This is a genomic window from Scopulibacillus darangshiensis (genome assembly GCF_004341035.1).
Lineage (GTDB): Bacteria > Bacillota > Bacilli > Bacillales > Sporolactobacillaceae > Scopulibacillus > Scopulibacillus darangshiensis.
The window spans coordinates 1-17,223 of sequence record NZ_SLXK01000004.1; the positions used below are offsets into that span (position 1 = coordinate 1).

Annotated in this window: 15 protein-coding genes; 12 read left to right on the forward strand and 3 right to left on the reverse strand. The window is 42.4% G+C overall.

Annotated elements, in window-relative coordinates; genetic code table 11:
- Positions 1-175 precede the first annotated feature (175 nt).
- From EV207_RS04325 to EV207_RS04350, 6 genes are read left to right on the forward strand one after another with little or no spacing between them, the layout of a single operon-like run.
- Positions 176-1,555 (forward strand): alpha-L-fucosidase, encoded by a 1,380-nt coding sequence (locus tag EV207_RS04325; protein WP_132744028.1) that lies wholly within the window; start codon positions 176-178, stop codon positions 1,553-1,555.
- Between the two features lie 58 nt (positions 1,556-1,613).
- Positions 1,614-2,576 (forward strand): Gfo/Idh/MocA family protein, encoded by a 963-nt coding sequence (locus tag EV207_RS04330; RefSeq protein ID WP_165886830.1) that lies wholly within the window; start codon positions 1,614-1,616, stop codon positions 2,574-2,576.
- Positions 2,573-3,559 (forward strand): Gfo/Idh/MocA family protein, encoded by a 987-nt coding sequence (locus EV207_RS04335; protein WP_132744031.1) that lies wholly within the window; start codon positions 2,573-2,575, stop codon positions 3,557-3,559. The genes EV207_RS04330 and EV207_RS04335 overlap by 4 nt, the downstream gene beginning before the upstream one ends.
- A 19-nt stretch (positions 3,560-3,578) precedes the next feature.
- Positions 3,579-4,457: a sugar phosphate isomerase/epimerase family protein gene (locus EV207_RS04340; protein WP_132744033.1), complete on the forward strand. Its 879-nt coding sequence runs from the start codon at positions 3,579-3,581 to the stop codon at positions 4,455-4,457.
- Positions 4,457-5,557, forward strand: coding sequence for a Gfo/Idh/MocA family protein (locus tag EV207_RS04345; RefSeq protein ID WP_132744343.1), 1,101 nt, complete (start codon positions 4,457-4,459; stop codon positions 5,555-5,557). Before EV207_RS04340 ends, EV207_RS04345 begins: the two co-directional genes overlap by 1 nt.
- Before the next feature lie 24 nt (positions 5,558-5,581).
- Positions 5,582-6,856, forward strand: a complete 1,275-nt coding sequence (locus EV207_RS04350; RefSeq protein WP_132744035.1) for an alpha-L-fucosidase — start codon at positions 5,582-5,584, stop codon at positions 6,854-6,856.
- Between the two features lie 22 nt (positions 6,857-6,878).
- Here EV207_RS04350 and EV207_RS04355 read toward each other — a convergent pair whose 3' ends face one another.
- A complete protein-coding gene (locus EV207_RS04355; RefSeq protein ID WP_132744037.1) occupies positions 6,879-8,105 on the reverse strand; it encodes a CynX/NimT family MFS transporter in 1,227 nt (408 codons plus the stop codon).
- Between the two features lie 17 nt (positions 8,106-8,122).
- The gene (locus EV207_RS04360; RefSeq protein ID WP_132744039.1) at positions 8,123-8,797 is read right to left on the reverse strand and encodes a FadR/GntR family transcriptional regulator; all 675 of its coding nucleotides are present in this window, start codon (positions 8,795-8,797) and stop codon (positions 8,123-8,125) included.
- 342 nt (positions 8,798-9,139) lie between these two features.
- Here EV207_RS04360 and EV207_RS04365 point away from each other — a divergent pair, with 342 nt between their 5' ends.
- From EV207_RS04365 to EV207_RS04390, 6 genes are all read left to right on the forward strand, one after another.
- A complete protein-coding gene (locus EV207_RS04365) occupies positions 9,140-9,967 on the forward strand; it encodes a 5'-nucleotidase, lipoprotein e(P4) family (RefSeq protein ID WP_424511346.1) in 828 nt (275 codons plus the stop codon).
- 62 nt (positions 9,968-10,029) lie between these two features.
- A complete protein-coding gene (locus EV207_RS04370; RefSeq protein ID WP_132744041.1) occupies positions 10,030-11,211 on the forward strand; it encodes a NupC/NupG family nucleoside CNT transporter in 1,182 nt (393 codons plus the stop codon).
- A gap of 253 nt (positions 11,212-11,464) precedes the next feature.
- A complete protein-coding gene (locus EV207_RS04375) occupies positions 11,465-12,841 on the forward strand; it encodes an ABC transporter substrate-binding protein (RefSeq protein WP_132744043.1) in 1,377 nt (458 codons plus the stop codon).
- Positions 12,842-12,928: 87 nt separating this feature from the next.
- Entirely contained in the window at positions 12,929-13,846 is a 918-nt protein-coding gene (locus EV207_RS04380; RefSeq protein WP_132744045.1) for a carbohydrate ABC transporter permease, read from the forward strand.
- A gap of 17 nt (positions 13,847-13,863) precedes the next feature.
- Entirely contained in the window at positions 13,864-14,688 is an 825-nt protein-coding gene (locus EV207_RS04385) for a carbohydrate ABC transporter permease (protein WP_132744047.1), read from the forward strand.
- A gap of 242 nt (positions 14,689-14,930) precedes the next feature.
- Positions 14,931-16,034, forward strand: coding sequence for a GntR family transcriptional regulator (locus tag EV207_RS04390; protein ID WP_132744049.1), 1,104 nt, complete (start codon positions 14,931-14,933; stop codon positions 16,032-16,034).
- Between the two features lie 156 nt (positions 16,035-16,190).
- Here EV207_RS04390 and EV207_RS04395 read toward each other — a convergent pair whose 3' ends face one another.
- Positions 16,191-17,222 carry a HoxN/HupN/NixA family nickel/cobalt transporter gene (locus tag EV207_RS04395; RefSeq protein ID WP_132744051.1) on the reverse strand — a complete coding sequence of 344 codons (1,032 nt, stop codon included), beginning with the start codon at positions 17,220-17,222 and terminating at the stop codon, positions 16,191-16,193.
- Position 17,223 lies beyond the last annotated feature (1 nt).

Genomic DNA, 17,223 nt, shown 5'->3' on the forward strand with positions numbered 1-17,223 from the left:
AAGGACAATTTGGCATAAATGGAAGGGATAGATGTAGGACACAAATACACAAATGTGTGCGTTTTTAAAGTGTCTACTTGACAGGGGCATGTTCATACGAAGAGGACGCAGTCGTCGCCCAAAAGGACGCAGTATTCAAAACTTCAACCGCAAATCTCTAAAATTGGAAGGAGTGATGAAAATGACAAAAGATTCACAGGAACTTGCAGTCGAACAGGGTGTGCATAATTACAGCGCGGAGGAAAACTGGGTAAAACCTGATGAACCGCTGCTGTTGGAACGTCTTGAATGGTTTAGGGACCAAAAATTAGGCTTAATGATGCATTGGGGGCCCTATTCCCAACTTGGTGTAGTAGAGTCATGGGCGTTAAGTGATGAAGATGCCGATTGGTCTCGGGAGGGCATTGACTGGGAAGAAGATGGCGAAGAGTTGAAGCGTCAGTATTTTAATCTTAACAAAACGTTCAACCCGGTACGATTTCAGCCGGATGTTTGGGCTGATTTGGCTGCTGAGGGTGGATTTAAATATTTAATTTTCACGACGAAACACCATGACGGCTTCAGTATGTGGGATACCCATGCGACCGATTATCGTGTAACAGGTGCGGAATGCCCTTTTCACACCCACAAGTATGCTGATATATGTAAGCATCTTTTTGACACTTTCCGCAGTAAGGGATTGGGCATTGCGGCTTACTTTTCCAAAGCGGACTGGCATTCTTCTTATTATTGGACTCCTGGTATGGCGCGGGGCAGGCAAGCGTGGCGCGGCCCCTCTTATGATCCGATAGAATATCCATGGTTGTGGAATAAGTTTGTACAGTTTACCCATGAGCAGATTATGGAATTGATGACACGATATGGCCGTATTGATGTGTTGTGGTTAGACGCCGGTTGGGTCGGCAAAAGGGAACAAGATATTCAACTCGGGGAAGTCGTGGCGAAAGCCCGTGAATGCCAGCCATGGTTGATTACGGCTGATCGAACTATAGGAGGGCCGTATGAAAATTATGTGACACCCGAGCAGACAATTCCTGAGCACCCGATGAGTGTCCCGTGGGAGAGCTGCATCACACTCGGAACGTCGTTTTCATTCAAGTTTGGGGATAAATATAAGTCTGCGCGCCAAATCATACACACATTGATTGAAGTGATTTCGAAAGGCGGAAATTTGGCTCTTAATGTTGGACCACAGCCTGATGGGCGTTTGCCTGAAGAAGCCATTGCCAGAATGAAGGAACTTGGCGCTTGGTTGAAAGTAAACGGTGAAGCTGTATATGGGACACGCATTTGTGCCCCTTACTTCAATGGGGATTTCGCTTTTACACAAAAGGAGGAAACGGCTTATTGTTTTCGCTTGTACAAAAGTGATGAAGAACATTGTAGAAATGAGTGGGTTACGATTCCGTATTCCGAAACAATCAATCGTGTTGATTTATTAGGTATCGAAGAAGAGCTAGTGTATAGACAAACAGACGAAGGATTATCCGTAAAGTTACCCCAGTCGCTATTAGATGAAAAAGAGCCAATCGCCCATGTCTTTCGATTAACGTAAAGGCCAATATTAAACTATTAAACTTTCGTTCACTTGCAGCAAAGGCGGGATGAGAAAAATGATCAATGTTGTGATTGTCGGTACAGGCAGACTTGGATTGGAGCATCTTAATGCTTGGTCGGCGATTAGCCAAGCAAGAACAGTCGGGGTCGTCTCCGCGGACCATAATCAATTAAAAGAGATAAGAAAGCGGCATGAAGTTCTGACTGCATCAGACTTGAATGACTTATGCCGTCAAGTGGACGTAGATGTGGTGGATTTCTGCGTTCCTGTCCATCTGCATTTGAATGATGTGGAGCTAGCTGCACATGCTAAGAAGTATATTATTTTCAGCGGACCATTAGGGATGGATATGAAAGACTACGAGACGATAATTGACAGATGCCAGGAAAATCATATCCAGCTTCATGTCTGCCAGTCGCTTCGATTTTCTCCTGAATATGTTGATGCCCGGGAACGGGTCCTAAATGGCGCAATCGGAAATCCAGGAGTGATTCGCCTTAGCCATCGTGGCCCAAGATTGTTAAAGGAAAAGAGAGGCATTTTCTTCGATTTGGGCATTTACGAGTTTGATTGGTTAAGGTGGACATTTGGTGATGTCAAACGAGTGATGGCAAAGCGGGTGAGTCGATCGGGAAGGGGTGAGCTCGAGTATGCTCTTGTGACCCTAAGGATGGAAAATGGCGTGATCGCACATGTTGAATTGTCGCAAACAGAAGACTCACTTTTTGAAACATCCTTTGAGTTGGCAGGTGATCAGGGCATGATCACAAATGACAGCAAGTCCAGCTCTCCCATAAGTTTACAGTCTATGGGAGTGGCTTCCGCAGTTGGGGAAGATATTCTAGTTAAAACACCCTGCCAACTTCATTTAGAATACGTTGTGGATAGTGTCTTAGCTCATGATCAGGATAGATCCATTTATGATGTCAAACAGGCGGCAATAATTGCCGATGCTGCTAAGCAATCTGCCGAAACAGGTCAACCAGTCCAAGTCAAACAAAGCGGGGGTGTGCTATGAAGACCGGGATGATTAGTTTTGCTCATATGCATGCCCATACCTATGCTGACTTTTTGAGCCAACGCTCTGATGTAGAACTCACTGCCATTTGGGATGATGATGTTGCAAGGGGAAAAGAAATGGCACAACGCTACAACTGTCAGTATTATTCTGCATTGGAACAGTTTTTACAAACAGATATTTCTTCAGTTATTATTTGCTCCGAAAATGCCAAACACAGGGACCACGTCATCGCGTCGGCAAAAGCAAAAAAACACATTTTATGTGAGAAGCCGATTGCTACTGAAATTGAAGATGCGAAAGACATGATCAAGGCTTGTCAGGAAGAAAACGTTATTCTTCAAGTGGCATACCCTGTTCGATTTGCACCCGCCATGGTAAGGGCAAAAGAAATGATACAAGCGGGGACTATTGGGGAAGTGGTCGCTATTAACGGAACGAACCATGGCCAAATGCCGGGCGGATGGTTTGTTAAGAAGGAATTGTCCGGAGGAGGCTGTGCGGTCGACCACATTGTTCATGTCATGGATCTCATTCGCTGGATTGTAAAGGATGAAGTGAAAAGTGTATATGCTGAACTTGACACAAGATTTTATGATATCGATGTTGAGGACTGCGGGATTGTGACGTTGGAACTAACCTCCGGCGTGATTGTGACAATCGATCCCAGCTGGTCCCGGCCGAAGACATTTTCGACTTGGGGGGATGTCACGATGACAATAACCGGAACGAAAGGCACCTTGTCAGTGGATGCTTTCAAACAACATGCCTTATATTACAATGATCGAGAAAATCGAGTGCAGCAATTGCCTTGGGCTGAAAATATGGATCAGCAGTTGATAGATGACTTTGTGCAATGTGTTCTAGAGGGAAGAGCCCCATCTATTAGCGGTGAGGACGGGCTGCGGACATTGGAAGTCGTCAAAGCTGCCTACAGGTCTAATCTATTAAAAAAGCCTGTTTTACTCCACGACCCTAGGTGATATTGAGGAGGGGATTATTTTGAAAATAGGTTTAAGCTCCTACAGTTTGCTTTCGGCGCTTCAATCAGGCGAGATAACGATCTTGGATGCGATACAGTGGACAGCTGATCAGGGCGGAGAGCACATTGAATTGGTCCCGATGGGTTTCAGCCTTGAGGAAGACCCGAGTTTGATTGATGCGATTCGTCAAAAGGCGGAAGAGGCGGACATTGATATATCGAATTATGCCATTAGCGCGGATTTTATTAAAAATGGAGAAGGATTCGAAAATGAAATCAGCCGGGTAAAAAAACAGGTGGACATCGCGCATCAGCTTGGTGTTAAGCTGATGCGCCATGATGTCGCTTGGCGTTCGCCAAACGAAGCGACGGCCAGTCAATTTGAATCGGATTTACCGAAATTAGGTGATGCCTGCGGACAAATTGCCGATTATGCCAAACAATATGGGATAACGACAAGCATTGAAAATCACGGTTTTTATATACAGGCTAGCAGAAGGGTTCAGCGTTTGATTGACGAGGTGGACCGCAGCAATTTTAAAACGACCTTGGATGTCGGGAATTTTATGTGTGTCGATGAAGATTCAGTCGCTGCGGTAAAAAGAAATATATCCTATGCATCAATGGTTCACTTAAAGGACTTTTACCTTCGGGCAGCATCCAGAAATCCAGGAGAAGGGTGGTTTCAAACGGCGGCTGGGAATCATTTAAGAGGCGCGATTGTCGGCCATGGGGATATTGATATGCGGAAAGTCATTAGCGCGGTCAAGGCATCGGGCTATGATGGGTATATATCAGTAGAGTTTGAAGGCCTGGAAGACTGCCGTAAAGGATCAAGGATTGGCATGAATAATGCACGAAGACTATGGGAAGAAGCAACACTCGAGGAGGGGAAATGATGGTTGCATTAAAAGTAGGCATCATAGGTGCCGGGTCTATATCAGATATGCACCTGCAGTCATATCAAAAAAATGAGCGGGTGACGATTGAGGCGATATGTGACTATAATGAGGCCCGTGCCAAAGAGCAGGCTGTTAAATATGGCGCGGCGAAAGTGTATAACAGCTATCAAAGACTTTTGGAAGACAAAGAAATCGATGCTGTCAGCATTTGCACTTGGAACAACACGCATGCGGAAATTGCCATCGCCGCACTGAATTCGGGAAAGCATGTTTTAGTCGAGAAGCCGTTAACGACAAGTGTTGAAAAGGCCCAAAAAATTAAGGAGGCAGTTAACGCAAGCGGCAAACAGCTCCAGGTTGGATTTGTCAGAAGATATGATGCGAACGTGCAAATGCTGAAGCGGTTTATTGATTCGGGTGAATTAGGCGGCATCTATTATGCTAAAGCTTCTTATTTGCGCAGGTTTGGAAACCCTGGGGGATGGTTTGCGGATAAAGAACGGTCAGGCGGCGGCCCTTTAATTGATATCGGTGTTCATGTCATTGATGTGTGCTGGTATTTAATGGGGTGTCCAAAAGTTGCATCTGTGAGCGGAAATACCTATCACAAACTTGGAAACCGCTCCAATGTAAAAAATCTCTCAAGTTATAAGTCAGCGGATTATGACCCAGATAAAAATAATGTTGAAGATATGGCTAATGCCCTGATTCGTTTTGAAAATGGTGCCTCCTTAGTGGTAGATGTCAGTTTTACACTCCACGCAAAAAATGATGAAACGTCCGTAAAAATTTATGGGGATAAAGGCGGTGCGGAAGTAGAGCCTGAGCTAGCTATCATTACGGAAAAACATGACACAATTTTAAATGCCACCCCGCAGATCGATCATCATTCATTTGATTTTGTTAAAGGCTTTCAAAATGAAATTGATCATTTTGTTGCTTGCTGCTTTGGTGAGAAGGCAACATTAAGCCCAGTTGAAGACGGCGTAGAGATGATGAAGATGCTGTCGGGAATTTATGAATCCGCAGAAAAGGGAACAGAGATCCAATTTAATCATGAAGTAACAACGACATTTGGCGATTTGGAAAAACATTAAATTGGGCAGAAGAGGTGGAAAAGAATGAAAAGCAGAGAAGAAAGAACGAAGTGGTTCTTGGATGATCGTTTCGGCTTGTTTATTCATTGGGGATTATATGCGATTCCGGCAAGGGGAGAATGGGTAAGAAGCCGTGAAAGGCTCAGTATTGAAGATTACCAGCCTTTCTTTGACGAATTTAACCCGATTCATTACGATCCCCGTGCTTGGGCAAAAGCGGCAAAAGCAGCCGGGCAGAAGTATGCGGTATTGACGACAAAGCATCACGATGGTTTCTGCTTGTTTGACAGCAAATTGACGGATTATAAGGCAACAAACACTCCTGCAAAACGGGATTTAATCGAGGAATATGTCGAAGCTTTCCGTTCAGAAGGACTTAAAGTGGGTTTCTATTATTCGATCATAGACTGGCACCATGACCATTATCCAAAGTACGGAGACCGCCAGCATCCTATGAGGGATAACGAGCATTACCGGGGTGAGAAGATCGATTTTAACCAATATCTCGAATATATGCACGGCCAAGTAAGGGAGCTGCTTACAAACTACGGAAAAATTGATGTCATATGGTTTGACTTTTCATATGACGAGATGACCGGAGAGAAATGGAAGGCAACGGAGCTGATTGAAATGATCCGCTCTCTTCAGCCGGATATTCTGATAGATAATCGGCTCGGGGGCAACATTATGGCAAATGAGCCGGAAATTTACGCAGGTGATTTTTATTCTCCAGAACAAATCGTTCCGCCTCAAGGGATTTTAAATGAAAAGAATGAGCAAGTGCCTTGGGAAGCCTGCATTACCTTGAATGATAATTGGGGGTATGCGGCCCATGATAATAACTATAAATCTCCAAAACAGGTTATCCATGCATTGGTAGAGTGTGTCAGTAAGAACGGAAACATGCTGTTAAATGTCGGACCTAATGCGAAGGGTGACATCCCCGAGGAATCGTTAGATATCTTAGAGGCAGTTGGGAAATGGATGCGGCAAAACGGGGAAAGCATTTATGGCTGCGGGGCATCTTTCCTGTCAAAACCTGAATGGGGCCGCTATACTCAAAAGGGGAACTATCTTTATGCACACGTCTATGACCGCGGTATAGGACCGATATACTTCCAAGGGTTAAAAGGAAAAATCAAGAGGGCTCGTCTATTGGCTGATGGATCCGAGTTAAAAGTACAAACACCATGGATGGCCGAGCAATATTCTGATATTGCAAACGGCGCATTTATTGATTTACCCGGAGCAGAACTTCCTGACGAATGGGACACGGTTATTGAATTAGAATTGTTATAGGAAAGAGGGGCATTGCCCCTCTTCAAGACGATACATATTTCTTTTTCCCTGCACCGTAACCAAAAACTAGAATAAGAATGGAAGCGATGATGAGCATCCAGAGCGGCAGAGTCCAGTTGTGTGTGAGATCATGCAGGGCACCGAATAAAATCGGACCGATGGCAGCCAGCAGATAACCGAAAGATTGCGCCATACCGGATAGTTCCGCCGCTTCATGTGTTGTTTGTGTCCGCAGGTTGAAAAACATCATGGCGACGCTGAAGGCTGAACCTGCGCCGATACCAATCATAATCACCCATAATGGCATGAGGACAGTTCCGCCATAAATAATGCCTGTTGTTCCAACAACTAATAGGATCGCGGTAATAACAACCAAGAGGCGTTGATCCCTCATGCGCCCGGCTAGAATCGGCACAATAAATGTAAAAGGGAGAACTGCGAATTGGATCAATGACAGCATCCAGCCGGCAACATTCGAGCTAACGCCTTGCTGCTGAAGGATCTCGGGGAGCCACGCGACAACTGTATAAAAGATCAGCGATTGCAAGCCCATAAAGAAGGTCACTTGCCAAGCTAACCTGGATCGCCACATGCTAACGGATTTTTGCGCCGCTGATGTTTGGGATACGGTTGGTTTATGACGGAACCGGATTTGCGGGATCCAAAAGAGAACCGCGATCATAGCGAAAATACTCCAGTAACCGAGAGAACCATGCCAGCCAAATTTTGATAAAGAGGCGACAGGAACACTTAAGCCGGAGGCGATGGCTCCGCATAAGTTCATAGAAACCGAATAGACGCCGGTCATGATGCCAAGATTTTGTGGGAAACTTTGTTTTATTACGCTGGGTAATAAAACATTGCAAACAGCGATTGCTAAACCCACAAGGATGGTTCCTGTAAATAACGTCCCGACACCAGCGAGCGGCCGCAGCACGATCCCAATAGTTAATAAGATCAGTGAGAGAAGCAGCACCATTTCCATCCCAAACCGCCGTGCGAATGTCGATGCAAAGGGAGACAGCAGAGCAAAAGCGATGAGCGGCACCGTTGTCAGCGTCCCGGCTGTTGCATTCGATATCCCTAGGCTGTCACGAATGGAAGCGATGAGCGGGCCGACGGATGTTATGGGAGCCCTAAGGTTGGCGCCAATAAAAATGATTCCGATAATAAGCAGCACAATACCTGATTTTGTTTGTAACTCTGACTGGTTTTTTCCTTGATGTGTTGAAGTTTGTTGTAATCCCATGTTATTTCCTCCGTATCTTACTCTAAAATCCTCTTGAATTGTGCAATGTAGTCATTAACTGCTTCTGCAGCCCGATCTGTCTTCTGTTCCGAAATGGCCTCGACCAATTTCCGGTGAACATGATGATGCCAACAACTAGGAGCATCTTCGACAAGGTTATGGACAGAATCTTGTAAAGAAGCGGACATATGTTCATACAAATCAATCAATATACTATTATGTGATGCCGCAACAATCGTTTGATGCAGCTTGAGATCCGCATTCACATAAGCTGCACTGTCATTTTTCCGGATCGCCGACTGACATGCTTCAAGCAGTAATTGTAATTCACGGATATCTTCCTCATTGCGTCTAATTGCAGCCAATTGTGCCGCTTCCCGCTCCAAGGCATGCCGAACCTCCAATGTTTCTAAAAGGTTAGCCTTCTGAATCCGGCGCTTAAGCGCAGCGCCAAGAACACTCGACGAACTGACATACGTCCCGCTGCCTTGCCGGGTCTGCAGGAGTCCAGCATGGACAAGCGCACGAATCGCTTCTCGTAATGTATTACGGCTGACATCAAATTGTGTCATCAAATCAAATTCTGGCGGAATACGGCCGCCAACCGGCCATGTTCCGGATTCAATAAGGGATTCCATTTGTGCCACGATTTGTTCAACAAGAGATAAACGGTTTGTTTTTAATATTTCCATATTATATGCCCGCCTTAAAATTTGTAGGATGATTGGTCCATTGGTTAATATACCATATTTATATGAAAGGGTAAATTCATGATTTCATATCAAATGCTTACGAAGACGCTATTGTGGGGTTGGGTGAATAATTAGAATTATCAATAAAAAATGCTGATTTTTTGTTGACAAATATTAAGGAATAGATGTATTCTGAAAAAGGTTACTTATAAAGTAGTAACTAAAGCAATGCAATCATAGGCCCAAATATGTAACCGGTTACTTAACCAAAGGGAGGGGAAGATTTTTTGATATAAGATGGGACCGCTTTTAAAAAATAGTTTACAGGAGGAGAAAATTAAAATGAAAAAAATTGCAGGAGTAGGTGCTTTGATTTTATCTTTTTCCTTAGTCGGATGCAGCAGTCAAACGACAACAAGTCAAGATGTTAAGCATTCAACTAAGGCTGCGGCTGCGAAAACGATAGGTGAAGAAGCTATTATGGCTGATGATTGGTATCAGACATCAGGTGAGGCCGAGGCATTATACTATCAGGGCTATAATATTGGAAAAATGAAGTTGGATGAAGCTTTAAAAAAGGGTACAGGGAAAAAACCTGCTATTATTCTCGATTTGGATGAAACGGTAATTGATAACAGCCCGTGGGACGCGTATGTCGCTAAAGAGGGAAAATCTTTCCCATACAAATGGGATGAATGGGTAAATGCAGCAAAAGCAAAAGCTGTTCCGGGAGCGGTGGATTTCCTGAACTATGCAGATAAGAAAGGTGTAGATATATACTATGTTTCCGACCGTTCGACTGATCAATTAGATGCGACAATTAAAAACTTAAAGCGTGATCATATTCCACAGGCAAACAAGGACCACGTATTTTTAAAAGATCATAATGAGCATGGTAAGCAAGCCAGACGAGATAGAGTTGCCAAAAGCCATGACATTTTATTATACTTCGGTGATAATTTGTCGGATTTCCCAGGGTTCGATATGAAATCTTTGAAGGGCAGAAATAAAGCAGTAGAGGATGAAGGAAATAAGTTTGGCGATAAATTTGTTGTTTTTCCAAATCCAATGTACGGCAATTGGGAAGATGCGCTATACGGTTTTAAAGATAAGAGTGCTAAAGAAAAAATCAAAGACCGTAAAGACCATCTAAACTATTTTCAACCATAACTTATGTGCAATACTTAGCTGTTAGATGCGATGGGGAATATTTTATATAGGGGGGTTTTTTTATGAAAATAGTAATGTTTATCGTAGGTTTGTTAGTTGTATACTTGCTTGCGCTTCTTGTAAGCAGTGATCGAAAAAGAATTAAATATAGACCTATTATTATCATGATTGTCATTGAATTAATTCTTTGTTTTATTTTATTAAATACGACATTCGGAGCATTTATAGCAAAGAGCTTATCTGATTTCTTTGCAAGTTTGTTAGCAGCTGCGGGTGAAGGGATTAATTTTGTTTTCGGCGGATTGGCTAACAAAGGACAAGCACCATTTTTCTTGAATGTTTTACTGCCAATTATTTTCATAGCGATCCTCATTGGGATTTTACAATATTTTAAGATTTTGCCGATGATTATTAAGGGAATTGGTTATTTATTGAGTAAGGTGAATGGATTAGGAAAATTAGAATCATATAATGCTGTAGCAGCTGCGATCGTTGGTCAAGGTGAAGTATTTATTACTGTAAAGGATCAATTAAGTAAGCTCCCCAAAAAACGTTTATACACGCTTTGTGCCTCATCAATGTCAACCGTTTCCATGTCAATTGTCGGTTCCTATATGAAAATGATTGAACCAAAATATGTTGTCACTGCGATTGTTCTTAACTTGTTCAGTGGTTTTATCATTGTTCATATTATTAATCCATATTCTGTGAGTGAAAAGGATGATATTTTAGAAATTAATGAAGCTGAAAAACAATCATTCTTTGAAATGTTAACGGAATATATTTTATTGGGCTTTAAAATGGCGGTTATAATTGCTGCGATGCTTATTGGATTCGTGGCATTAATGGCAGCTGTAAATAATATTTTTTCGATTATCTTTGGCATCTCATTTCAATCCATTTTGGGCTATGTCTTTTCGCCAATTGCATTTATTATGGGGATTCCAGCTTCAGAAATTGTACAAGCGGGAAATATTATGGCTACGAAGCTAGTGACCAATGAATTTGTTGCCATGCTTGACCTTACGAAAATACAGGATAATTTATCCCCGCGGACCGTTGGGATTGTCTCCGTATTTCTAGTTTCGTTTGCGAACTTCTCATCCATTGGTAATATTGCTGGTGCGACAAAGGGAATTAGCGACAAACAGGGAAACCAAGTGGCACAGTTTGGCTTGAAATTACTATACGGCGCAACATTAGTCAGTGTGTTATCTGCGATCATTGCAGCTGTTATTATATAAGGAAAATAAGGGGCCAAGACTGGGCTTTTAGTCCCAGGATTGACCCTTGTTCATTCCGAATATTTATAAAATTTAGTAAAACATATTGACATATAACATATATATCAACTAGAGTGATTTATATAACATCATGGTTAAGGGGGTTGGTATGATTGACGAATGGGTAATAGGAAGGGAAGACTCTGGTTTTTCTAGTTAATGTAATCGATTACAAAAAAGCTTCAACCAATTTTATGGAACTGGAGGGACTTAAATGGGTATAGGCCGTTTGAAGAAACTGGCAGCAGCATCACTCGTTGCCGGGTGCATGCTAATCAGTACAGCATGTTCCGATGGAAGCTCTGGCACGAGTGATGGCAATGATAAAGTCATAAGCATCACTTTCCGCTCAAGCGGGGGGACAAATACCGGTTTAACAGATTGGTTAAAACAAGATATCATTCCTCAATTCAAGAAAAAGCATCCGGATGCAGAGGTGAAGTTAACCCCCATTCAAGCTTCAGAAGGTAATTATTTTGCAAAAGTAGCTCTAATGTTGAAGTCAAAAAATACCGCGCCCGATATCGTGACGGAAGATACCTTTATGATTAATTCCGATGCTAGCGCGGGTTACCTTGAACCGCTGGACAATAAGGTTAAAGGGTGGAGTGACTGGGATAAGTTTAACGAAAAAATAAAGCAAGGGGTCATTGCTCAAAATGGCAAGGTATATGGCGTTCCTTATAATACAGATTCCCGCGGGCTTTGGTATAACAAAGACCTGTTTAAAAAAGCAGGGCTTCCAATACCTTGGGAACCAAAAAATTGGGAGGATATCTTGCAAGCAGCAAAAACAATTAAGGAAAAATTCCCTAAAGATGTTGTTCCGCTTTGGATGAATTCAGGGAAAGCGACAGGAGAAGCGACCTCGATGCAAACCTTCGAAATGCTTCTATATGGGACAAAGGATCCGCTCTACGATAAAAAGTCGAAAAAGTGGATTGTCAAAAGTGATGGACTTCTGGACACGTTTAAATTCATTGATAAGGTATACGAGCAAAAATTAGGGCCGAGCCTCTCCAAAGTTTTAAATGGTCAGGGCGGGCAAATCGCTTATCAGCAACTCATGCCAAAAGGAAAGCTTGCTATCGGCCTTGACGGCATTTGGCAAACTGGGACATGGCGTAAAGGCGGCCCCGCACCGTGGCCTGAGGCATTTAATGTAGTAGGGTTTGCGCCAATGCCAACCCAGCATGGAGAAGCTCCAGGCAAAACGACAATGTCTGGCGGTTGGGCTTGGTCCATTCCTAAAAAATCGGACAATAAAAAATTAGCATGGGAATTTATTGAATTCGCATCAAGCAAGGAAAACAATCTCAAACAACTTTTAAAAGAGCGAAGCTTGACCCCGCGTGAAGATGTGGCAAAGGACCCTGAATATAAAAAGATACCAATGTTTAAAGAGGCGACTGAACTTTTGAAATATGCACACTTCCGACCTGCCGTAGACAAATATCCGTCTGTTTCCACACAAATTCAATCACTTGTTGAAGGTGTCGTCACAGGGAAGTTAAGTCCGGAACAAGCTGCGAAACAGTACCAAAAAAATGTAACAAGAATTGTCGGTAAAGATAATGTAACGACAAGATAAGGTGACTTGCTTCCTTTCAGTAGATTTGAAAGGAAGCGATTCCTTTAAATATGAATGGCTTGGATTAAAAACTGAGGAGGGTGTTTTGTGAAAACAAACACTGCCGTTTCAACGTCTGTCGCACTTAGCAGATCTAAGAGAGACCACAAATTTTTAAGATCTATACTCTTTTTGCTTCCATCATGGATATTGCTCCTAATCTTTTTTGTAGGGCCCGTCATTTTAACCTTTTATTTTTCATTCACCAACCTTTCATTAACGGGGACAGCAGCCCAAGGAATAGAATTTGTAGGTTTCCAAAACTTTAAGGTTATGTTCCATGATCCGAACTTCCGGATCAGTATTATAAAAACCATTTTATTTCTCCTTTTTTCTGCAATTATAGGCCAACAAGTACTGGGATTTATATTGGCTGTGCTAATGAAAGAGAAAAACAAGACATTTCGCCGGATCATCGGGATTATTGTTATTGCTGGATGGGTCACACCGGAAATTGTCGTTGCTTTTTGCTGGGTAGCCTTTCTAAGTGACAACGGGACACTTAATACCCTGCTGCAAAGTGTTGGCTTAAAGTCTGTTTCGTGGCTATTTACTTTTCCGATGGTCAGTGTCATCATCGCCAATATTTGGCATGGTACAGCCTTTTCCATGCTAGTGTATCAGGCGGCATTGGATGATGTGCCAAAAAGTATTGAGGAAGCGGCAAGGATTGATGGCGCTTCTCGCTTGCAGTCTCTTATTAGGATTGTGCTGCCAATAATTAAGGGTTCCATTGTTACAAATATGGTGTTGGTGACTTTGCAGACATTAGGTGTGTTTACATTAATTTATACAATGACCGGGGGAGGACCGGGAACAGCTACACAAACATTGCCAATCTTTATGTACAATCAAGCGTTTGTCAATTATCAGCTTGGCTATGGTACAGCGATCTCGCTCATTTTATTAATCATCGGGATCATTGCGAGTCTTCTTTATATCCGGTCCATGAAAGCCACTATATAACAAAGGAGGCAAAACTCATGAATCGTTTCAAGCTCGAAAGGAAGGTATCATACATCGTTCTTGCACTGATTGGGATATTATTTTTGTTGCCGCTTTTATGGGTGCTTTTTGCATCATTTGATCCAAATGCCCAACAATCATTAAAAATTCCCCATTCATTTACATTTAATAATTTCATCAGCATTTTGACTGACCCGGCAACGCTACGATCATTTGTTATAGGTCTGATTATGTCACTTGGCCAGGCATTTTTGGTTGTGATTGTCGCCGGGCTCGCGGCCTATCCCTTATCAAGATATCAACTTAAGTATAAGAAACCGTTTATGTACACCATTCTGTTCATGACTTCCCTGCCGATCACGGCTGTGATGGTTCCGGTTTATCAGCTTTTTATGTTTATCAAATTACAAGATTCAATATTAGGTACGATGCTTTTCCTGACAGCCTCTGGTTTACCTTATGGTATTTGGATGTTAAAAAATTTTATGGACGCTGTTCCCCTTGAATTGGAAGAATCAGCTTGGGTGGACGGCGCTTCAGTATGGGCAGGATTAAGAAAAATTGTTACACCTTTAATGATTCCCGGAATTTGTACTGTTGCCATTTTCACGTTTTCAGGAAGTTGGGGGAATTTCTTCGTCCCTTACATTTTGATTCAAAGTCCTGATAAGTTTCCGGCTTCTGTTACGATATTCCAATTTTTTGGAAACTATGGCCTTGTTGAATATGGAAAGCTTGCGGCTTTTTCACTTGTTTATACTTTTCCCGCTGTTATTCTTTATATCTTCTCACAGCGGTTCATGTCTAAGGGATTTAGTTTTGGCGGTGCATCCAAAGGTTAATTGTCTATCATGCGAAGGAGATGTTCAGTATGTTTTGGACCATTGAAAAACGGATTAGGGAATTGAATCAAACCGTTATGTTAATATACAGAGAAAGAGATACAGATTAGAAAAAGAAAAGAGAACCTTTCGCCTTTGAAATGAAACCTTATGAAACTAAAACATTTACTGCTCAATTGACCAATAAATAACGAGCCTAAAGGGCTGATTATAAATGTAACAGATTATTCGAGGTGTCGTCTATGAAAGCTCTATATCTGCAAGTATACCAATCATTAAAAAAGGATATCATTGACGGAAAATATACTGCCGGTGATCGTGTCCCTTCTGAAAAGGAGCTATCGGATTTTTTTCGTGTCAGTCGAATTACGAGCAAAAAGGCTTTAGGAAAACTCGTTGAGGATGGTATTGTGTACAGACAACGGGGTAAAGGGACCTTTGTAGCCGACAATTGGGGTGCAAAAGACGAAGAATCCGTAGGTAAGAAACCTGTTTTTGGCCTCATTGTAACAAATTTTGACGATAGTTATGGTTCAAAATTGCTCTCAAGTATAGAAAATGCATCGGATGAAAAATGCTTTATCATCTTAAAGCGCTCATTAGGATCCCCTGACAGGGAGGAAAAAATAATTAAGGAGCTGCTGGATCTCGGAGTGGATGGGCTTATCATTTATCCCGCTCAGGCTGAACATTTCAGTTCTGAAATCCTTAAAATGGTTGTTAATAGATTTCCTCTCGTCTTAATTGATCGATATTTTAAAGGTGTTGCTGCCGCTTCCGTTTCCACTGATAATGCCGGTGCAGCAAAAAAAGGCATTGAATTTTTGTTTGATTTAGGTCATGAACAAATCGGGGTTCTCTCACCGCGGGCAATGGAGACAACAACGATTGAAGAAAGATTTGGCGGTATCGTTCAGGCCTATGCGGAAAGAAATGTGATAGCCAACCGGGAATTATGGTGTACGGAAATCAAAAGCACCCTTCCTTCACCTAAAGCAACAATTGAAGAAGATATAGAGACAATTATTAGACACCTTAAAAAAAAACCAAAGATAACAGCATTGTTTACCCTTGAATACAACATTGCTTTGTTAGCAAAAAGAGCCGTCAAACAACTCGGGTTACGGGTTCCTGAAGACATGTCAATCCTTTGTTTTGATGGACCCGAAAATGACATGATGGGATGGAACTTTACCCGTCTTCAACAGGATGAAGATACGATGGGACGCGTGGCAATAACCCGGTTGTTGGATATGAATGATGGTAAATTTTCAATCAAAAAAGAGCGTTTTTCTGCAGCCTTAATTGAAGGCGACTCTACCCTTCGCCTCATAAGAAATAATTAATGACTAAAACACCAAACCCGTCTTTATTATAAAGGCGGGTTTGTTAAGTTAATCAGAAAGTATAACTTTCTGACGCACATAAGGGCAACTAAGCCTCTGGCTACGCCTATTAAAGGCTTGTCAATCGGCAAGTTTTCTTTATATTGTTTCACAGCCCTAATCGCGATGAAGTGTCTGTTGCCACCGTCTTTCAATCCGAAAGAATTTCCATATAATAAAGGAAGTGCCCCAAGTTAAGAGCAGCAACAAAACAAGGATATAGCCAAGCCAGCTAAGGTTCAAACTATTAATCCATCCCCAGACTGGGTTATGAAGGTGCAATTTAGAGGACATCACTTGCATCAGTTCGACCACCCCTATTAATAAGGCGGCTGCTACAGATATCACTGTCACAGTGAGATTGTAGTAAACCTTTCTTAGCGGTGTAGAAAAGGCCCAGTTATAAGCGCTTTTCATAAAGATCCCATCCGCGGTGTCCATCATACTCATCCCCGCTGCAAATAAAATAGGGAGGGCCAATATACCGAGAAATGGGACATGATCTTTTGCGGCCCCCGCGGACACTGCTAACAGGGCCACTTCACTTGCTGTATCAAAACCAAGGCCAAACAGAAAGCCTAATGGATAGACATGCCAACTTTTACTGACAAATTTAAAAAGTGGGCCAATCAGCCGGGAGACAAAGCCGCGGGACATAAGCAGATGTTCCACCTCATCTTTATCATAAGCCCCATGCCGCATTCTTAAGAATACTTTAAACAACCCTAATAAAACAGCAAGATTCATTAAACCAATAATGATTAAAAAACACCCTGATACAATCATGCCGATAAAGCCGCCTATTTCTTGCATTTGGGGCATGTTCGTTTCTGCCCATTGGACAGAAAAGGCTAGAATAACTGCCATTATAAAGACAACACTAGAGTGGCCAAGGGAAAAATAGAAACCAACACCCGTTGGATTTCTTTCTTGTTGGACAAGCTTCCGTACAGTATTGTCGATCGCAGCGATATGGTCGGCATCAAAGGCATGACGCAACCCTAACGTGTAAGCCACAAAGCCTATACCATACAGTAAGGAATGGTGCCTTGCGCTTAAAATTAAAAACAATATGCCTATAACATGCAGCATGGCTACTATGAAGACATAGGGGATCCATGACTTTTTTTCTTGTAATCTTTTAGACATC

Bases quoted from the DNA above. Each gene is read 5' to 3' on its own strand.
- EV207_RS04345 (WP_132744343.1), top strand. From the start codon at position 4,457: ATGGTTGCATTAAAAGTAGGCATCATAGGTGCCGGGTCTATATCAGAT.
- EV207_RS04370 (WP_132744041.1), top strand. From the start codon at position 10,030: ATGAAAATAGTAATGTTTATCGTAGGTTTGTTAGTTGTATACTTGCTT.
- EV207_RS04385 (WP_132744047.1), top strand. From the start codon at position 13,864: ATGAATCGTTTCAAGCTCGAAAGGAAGGTATCATACATCGTTCTTGCA.
- EV207_RS04355 (WP_132744037.1), bottom strand. From the start codon at position 8,105: ATGGGATTACAACAAACTTCAACACATCAAGGAAAAAACCAGTCAGAG.
- EV207_RS04335 (WP_132744031.1), top strand. From the start codon at position 2,573: ATGAAGACCGGGATGATTAGTTTTGCTCATATGCATGCCCATACCTAT.
- EV207_RS04390 (WP_132744049.1), top strand. From the start codon at position 14,931: ATGAAAGCTCTATATCTGCAAGTATACCAATCATTAAAAAAGGATATC.
- EV207_RS04325 (WP_132744028.1), top strand. From the start codon at position 176: ATGAAAATGACAAAAGATTCACAGGAACTTGCAGTCGAACAGGGTGTG.
- EV207_RS04330 (WP_165886830.1), top strand. From the start codon at position 1,614: ATGATCAATGTTGTGATTGTCGGTACAGGCAGACTTGGATTGGAGCAT.
- EV207_RS04365 (WP_424511346.1), top strand. From the start codon at position 9,140: ATGAAAAAAATTGCAGGAGTAGGTGCTTTGATTTTATCTTTTTCCTTA.
- EV207_RS04375 (WP_132744043.1), top strand. From the start codon at position 11,465: ATGGGTATAGGCCGTTTGAAGAAACTGGCAGCAGCATCACTCGTTGCC.
- EV207_RS04360 (WP_132744039.1), bottom strand. From the start codon at position 8,797: ATGGAAATATTAAAAACAAACCGTTTATCTCTTGTTGAACAAATCGTG.
- EV207_RS04350 (WP_132744035.1), top strand. From the start codon at position 5,582: ATGAAAAGCAGAGAAGAAAGAACGAAGTGGTTCTTGGATGATCGTTTC.
- EV207_RS04395 (WP_132744051.1), bottom strand. From the start codon at position 17,222: ATGTCTAAAAGATTACAAGAAAAAAAGTCATGGATCCCCTATGTCTTC.